At 60.5% G+C, this 4,171-nt stretch carries 7 protein-coding genes; 4 read left to right on the top strand and 3 right to left on the bottom strand.

Annotation, left to right across the window (positions count from 1 at the left end; all coding sequences use genetic code 11):
- Nucleotides 1-152 precede the first annotated feature (152 nt).
- Together F6X42_RS41825 and F6X42_RS45055 are read left to right on the top strand one after the other, a co-directional pair.
- Entirely contained in the window at nt 153-464 is a 312-nt protein-coding gene (locus F6X42_RS41825; RefSeq protein ID WP_187639612.1) for a hypothetical protein, read from the top strand.
- A 53-nt stretch (nt 465-517) separates the two neighbouring features.
- Nucleotides 518-781, top strand: coding sequence for a hypothetical protein (locus F6X42_RS45055; RefSeq protein WP_376776530.1), 264 nt, complete (start codon nt 518-520; stop codon nt 779-781).
- Nucleotides 782-851: 70 nt separating this feature from the next.
- Here F6X42_RS45055 and F6X42_RS41815 read toward each other — a convergent pair whose 3' ends face one another.
- The 3 genes from F6X42_RS41815 to F6X42_RS41805 all read right to left on the bottom strand — a co-directional run bounded on the left by F6X42_RS41815 (nt 852) and on the right by F6X42_RS41805 (nt 2,879).
- A complete protein-coding gene (locus tag F6X42_RS41815) occupies nt 852-1,610 on the bottom strand; it encodes an H-NS histone family protein (RefSeq protein ID WP_187639610.1) in 759 nt (252 codons plus the stop codon).
- A gap of 93 nt (nt 1,611-1,703) precedes the next feature.
- Nucleotides 1,704-2,441 (bottom strand): MYXO-CTERM sorting domain-containing protein, encoded by a 738-nt coding sequence (locus F6X42_RS41810; protein ID WP_312893026.1) that lies wholly within the window; start codon nt 2,439-2,441, stop codon nt 1,704-1,706.
- Between the two features lie 99 nt (nt 2,442-2,540).
- Entirely contained in the window at nt 2,541-2,879 is a 339-nt protein-coding gene (locus F6X42_RS41805; protein ID WP_187639613.1) for a hypothetical protein, read from the bottom strand.
- Nucleotides 2,880-3,227: 348 nt separating this feature from the next.
- Between F6X42_RS41805 and F6X42_RS41800 the strand changes: the two genes are divergently transcribed.
- Both F6X42_RS41800 and F6X42_RS45050 read left to right on the top strand, forming a co-directional pair.
- Nucleotides 3,228-3,545 (top strand): hypothetical protein, encoded by a 318-nt coding sequence (locus F6X42_RS41800; RefSeq protein WP_187639609.1) that lies wholly within the window; start codon nt 3,228-3,230, stop codon nt 3,543-3,545.
- 57 nt (nt 3,546-3,602) lie between these two features.
- A complete protein-coding gene (locus tag F6X42_RS45050) occupies nt 3,603-3,839 on the top strand; it encodes a hypothetical protein (RefSeq protein WP_246530544.1) in 237 nt (78 codons plus the stop codon).
- The last annotated feature ends 332 nt before the right edge of the window (nt 3,840-4,171 follow it).

Below are 4,171 nucleotides of genomic sequence, written 5' to 3'. Positions count from 1 at the left end.
GGCCTTTACGGCTGCCAGGCCTCTGAGTTGGCTCTGACAAAATGGTGTCCACCACTTCGAAAATGATGGACATCACTTTGATGCCGATTCTTGCGCCCGTCTACAACGGCCATCGCGAGCCGCTTACACTCAATGTGCGAGGAGTAGCGAAGATGAACAAGAAAATTCTCGGCGCAGCGCTCGGTCTGGCAGTACTGGCAGCATCAACAGCAGCATCGGCACACGTCGACGTCGCCATCGGATTGGGCATCCCCGGAGCCGTGTATGCGCCGGCAGAGCCAGCGTACGCACCGCCACCTGCCGTCGTGTATGCTCCCGCACCTGTCGCCGTCGCGTACGGTGGTGACGACGACTGGCGGGCCCGTGAATGGCGCGAACGTCGCGAGTGGCGTGAACGTGAATGGCGCCGCCAGGAATGGCGTGAGCACGAGTGGCGCGAGCATCGCGATTGGCGCGGGTATTGAAACGACGCCTGAAGGCGCCACATCCGGAAAATCCGACCTCAGAGTACTTTTGAATAAAAACTAGCCCGATACGAATCGCCTTGATTGCAGCGATGCTGTGCTTCGCAACGGCAGGCACGGCAAACGCCGCAGGCTGCCTCAAGGGCGCGGTGGTAGGCGGAGTCGCCGGGCATTACGCCGGGCACCACGCTGTCGTTGGTGCAGTCGGTGGCTGCATGGTCGGCAAGCACCTTGCGAAGCAGCACGCTCAAGAGCAGGCTCAACAGCAAGCTGCCCAACATCAAGCTGCCCAACATCAAGCAGTACAGGCGCAATAAAACGTCGTCGGCGTGGTGTGCCCGGTGGAACCCAAAAGTCGCTGTTCCACCGGGCACCTGACAACTACATTTAAGTCGTCAACTCGGCGCTAGGCTCGACTGTGGCCACCGGAGCGGGCACGGCCACGCCCTTGCGCGGCGCTTTCTTGGCCGGCACCTTCTTAGCCGGCACCTTCGCGCTCACGACCTTCTTGGCAGCCACTTTCTTCGCCGTCGGGGCTTTCTTCGCAACAGCTTTCGTGACCGCCGGTTTCGCATCGCCCACCGCCGCAGCGCCGCCAATCAAGAACTTCGACCGGTCTTTGGCACCAGCCAACCAGGCCGGCGCCGGACCGCGCCCGCTCCACATTGCGCCCGACTTGGGGTCACGGTAAAGCGCCGGCTGCGGACCTTTCCGCTGCCCCTTGCCCACAGTCGTACCAACCGACTTCGATGCCGCCTTCTTGACCGCAGTCTTTGCCTTGCTCACCTTTGCCGCGCCTGCAGCGACGACTGCATCAGCGCCATCCTGAACCAGGAATTTGCTGCGGTCCTTCGCGTTCGCAATCCAGCCCGGAGCCCTACCGTGCCCGGACCAAGTCGCACCGGTTTTCGGGTCCTGATACTTCGCCGCAGAAGAAGCCTTCGTGACGACCGCAGCCTTTGTCCCGGGCTTCGGTCCGCGTTTCTTGCCACCAGCGTGCGCGTCAATGTCAGCAGTAGTCAGTCCGTGTTCTGCCATCAAGTCGCGAATCTTTTCGATAACACCCGACGACTGCTTCGCGACGAGCGCGTCTGCTTGCTTCTGAAGTTTCTGGATTTTTGCTTGCAAGGATTCCAGGGTGGGCATTCCCGCCTCCGTAGTTGAGATGCCGCACTATGCCACGCGCAAGACGCAGTGCGCTACTTCTAGCTGGGTGGCCGAATAGATAACCGAACGTTTTTAGTGATTCCTCGGCGCGCCGCCGCCCTTCTTCCTACGTCTGAAAACCACGCCGAAGCCAACCGCGACAAGCAACGCCAACATCAGGCCACCACTCATGCCGGTCGTGCCGCGAGAGTCACTCGGACTGGAAGCACCAGAAACGACAGCAGGCGAAGAGGCTTGCGTTGCGACCGGCTGCGGGAGTGCCACACCAGTTGCACTTCCTTGGCGAACCAGGGAGGCTTCCGAGGTCGGCGATGCCTGAGATGCTACGGAAGGAGCTACGTCCGGGGCAGGGCCGACGGGAGCCATAGCGGTAGACGAGGCCATAGCGGGAGCTAGTGCAGCGCGAGAGTTGGCATCGGCGGTCTTGGCCATCACCTTCCACTGGGCAAATACGCCGTCGATACAGTGGACGTCGGTGCATGCATTCCGCGATTGCCTCCAATGGGCGAGCTGTTTGGCAGAAAGTTTCCCAGCACTCAGCAGAGCCTGCTGCTGCGCGACGATATCGTCGTATTCATTGTTCAGGATGGCGTGGTCGCATATGACGCGCTCAGCCGTTTGCCGCGTGGTTGCACATTGGATATCGCTCGCCCATGCTTCGGTTGAACCAAGGGCTGCGATATACAGCAGCAATGCCAAATGTCGTCTCAGATGCACCGGTTCCCCCTTCACGATTCGGCGTATTGCGGCGGGCACCGCGTAGTTATCCAAACCCCCTTTGAGCCGGAATGCCGTGGACAGTATCTCCACGTCCGAATTCCCGTAACTCGCGCGTGCGTACGCGCTGAACGCCGAATTCCCTAGGCAGCATCAACGAAGTGTTCCAGCTCGCCAGCAACGAGCCATGGTCTATTCGGTTGAAAAGACAACAGCCGCCATGCCGGCGACCTCCGTGAAGCTTCGTGCGAAGCGATAGGCTTGACCGCCGATTTGCATCGCATTTACGCCCGAAGACGTTGATTCGAGCATCCGATTCGCGAGCGCTGTCGAAATTGCGCCAATCTGCTTCAGGTCTTCGCGTGGGCCGTCGGGGTCACCCAAATAAACGGTGCAGACGTCGGTCGTGTGTCGCATCATCACGACGCTTGAAGCTCCGTCAAGTGACCGTTCCAGGTATCCGGCGAGTGTCTGCAGCGATTCCGGTACCTGCTCTGGCCGGTCGCCCGCCAGGTTATCGTCATCCGTCACTTTTGCCTCCCTTGCCCGATTGGCCATGTGACCGTCTTGCGCCTTCTTTGTTGCTGCCATCATGGCACATCGGCGCCCGAAAGTTTGTTGCACCTGAGATTACATCGCAGGAAGCGCGTGTCGGCTGCAACGTTGCAGCCCTACCGACCAGCGTGCGAACAGTTTTGGTCTCTGCGGTTGCAGGGGATGCCTTGCCAGCCTGAGCGCCGTGGGCCGGTAACCCTGATGCCACCGGTAATCCCGTGTTACCAATCTCGCACAGCCGTTTCGCTTGTGTCGGGCCTGGTCTCCTACACTTCGAGCCATGTTTGCTGACACGGCACGCAACGCGTGCGGGGAGTAGCGAAAATGAATAACAAGATTCTTGGCGTAGCACTCGGTCTTGCTGCATTGGCAGCGTCAACTGCCGCGTCGGCACACGTCGACGTGGGCATTTGTATCGGTATCGGTATCCCGGTCGGAGTCTATGCGCCGGCTGAGCCAGTGTACGCACCCCCACCTCCCGTCGTGTATGCTGCCGCACCTGTCGCCGTCGCATACGGCGACTATGACGACTGGCGCGCGCGGGAATGGCGCGAGCGTCGCGAATGGCGGGAACGTGAATCGCGTCGCCACGAACGGCGTGAGCACGAGCGGGACGACCGTGGTCGCTGGGGCGGGTATTGAAACAGCGCCGGGAAGCATCGTCGTCCCAAAATAACTACAACCTTCGAGTATTTCCGAATGACAACTAGCCTCATGAAGATTGCCTTGGCCAGCGCTACTCTGGCGCTGGCGACAATAGGAACGGCGAATGCCGCTGGCTGCCTTAAGGGCGCGGTGGTAGGCGGTGTTGCAGGCCACTATGCCGGTCACCATGCGGTCGTAGGCGCCGTTGGCGGCTGCGTGGTGGGGCACCACCTGGCGAAGAAACACGCCGAACAGCAGTCTGCCCAGCGGCAGACAGCGCACGCGCAATAGCAAAAAACCGCGGTCGGCCGCATCTCATAGCCGCCGCAAACAGCGTCCAGCGACAGGTCCACTTATCCCCACATTTTGTTGGCAAGGCTGTGGACAACGCGCTGGCATCTAGCGTAACGCCCTGATGTCAATGCACAAACCTCCGCCGATGCAATCGCAGCACGATTGACTTCGCCAGGCGCCTCAGCATAGTGGACGCAAGCAAAGCCGCGACGGAAAAATCAATGAGAACCTTGCTCGGGCAGAGCGGCAGTCACCGACTTGAGCTATAGCGAACACAGCCCCGCCCGGCTTGGGGCATCGGACAGCAGTAGCGGTGAGGTATCATTGTG

This window comes from Paraburkholderia podalyriae (genome assembly GCF_014397785.1).
GTDB classification, from domain to species: Bacteria; Pseudomonadota; Gammaproteobacteria; order Burkholderiales; family Burkholderiaceae; genus Paraburkholderia; species Paraburkholderia podalyriae.
This window is presented reverse-complemented; position numbering and strand designations above follow the sequence as displayed.

Excerpts from the sequence above, each read along its gene's own strand:
- F6X42_RS41825 (WP_187639612.1), top strand. The coding sequence starts at position 153 with ATGAACAAGAAAATTCTCGGCGCAGCGCTCGGTCTGGCAGTACTGGCA.
- F6X42_RS41815 (WP_187639610.1), bottom strand. The coding sequence starts at position 1,610 with ATGCCCACCCTGGAATCCTTGCAAGCAAAAATCCAGAAACTTCAGAAG.
- F6X42_RS41800 (WP_187639609.1), top strand. The coding sequence starts at position 3,228 with ATGAATAACAAGATTCTTGGCGTAGCACTCGGTCTTGCTGCATTGGCA.
- F6X42_RS45050 (WP_246530544.1), top strand. The coding sequence starts at position 3,603 with ATGACAACTAGCCTCATGAAGATTGCCTTGGCCAGCGCTACTCTGGCG.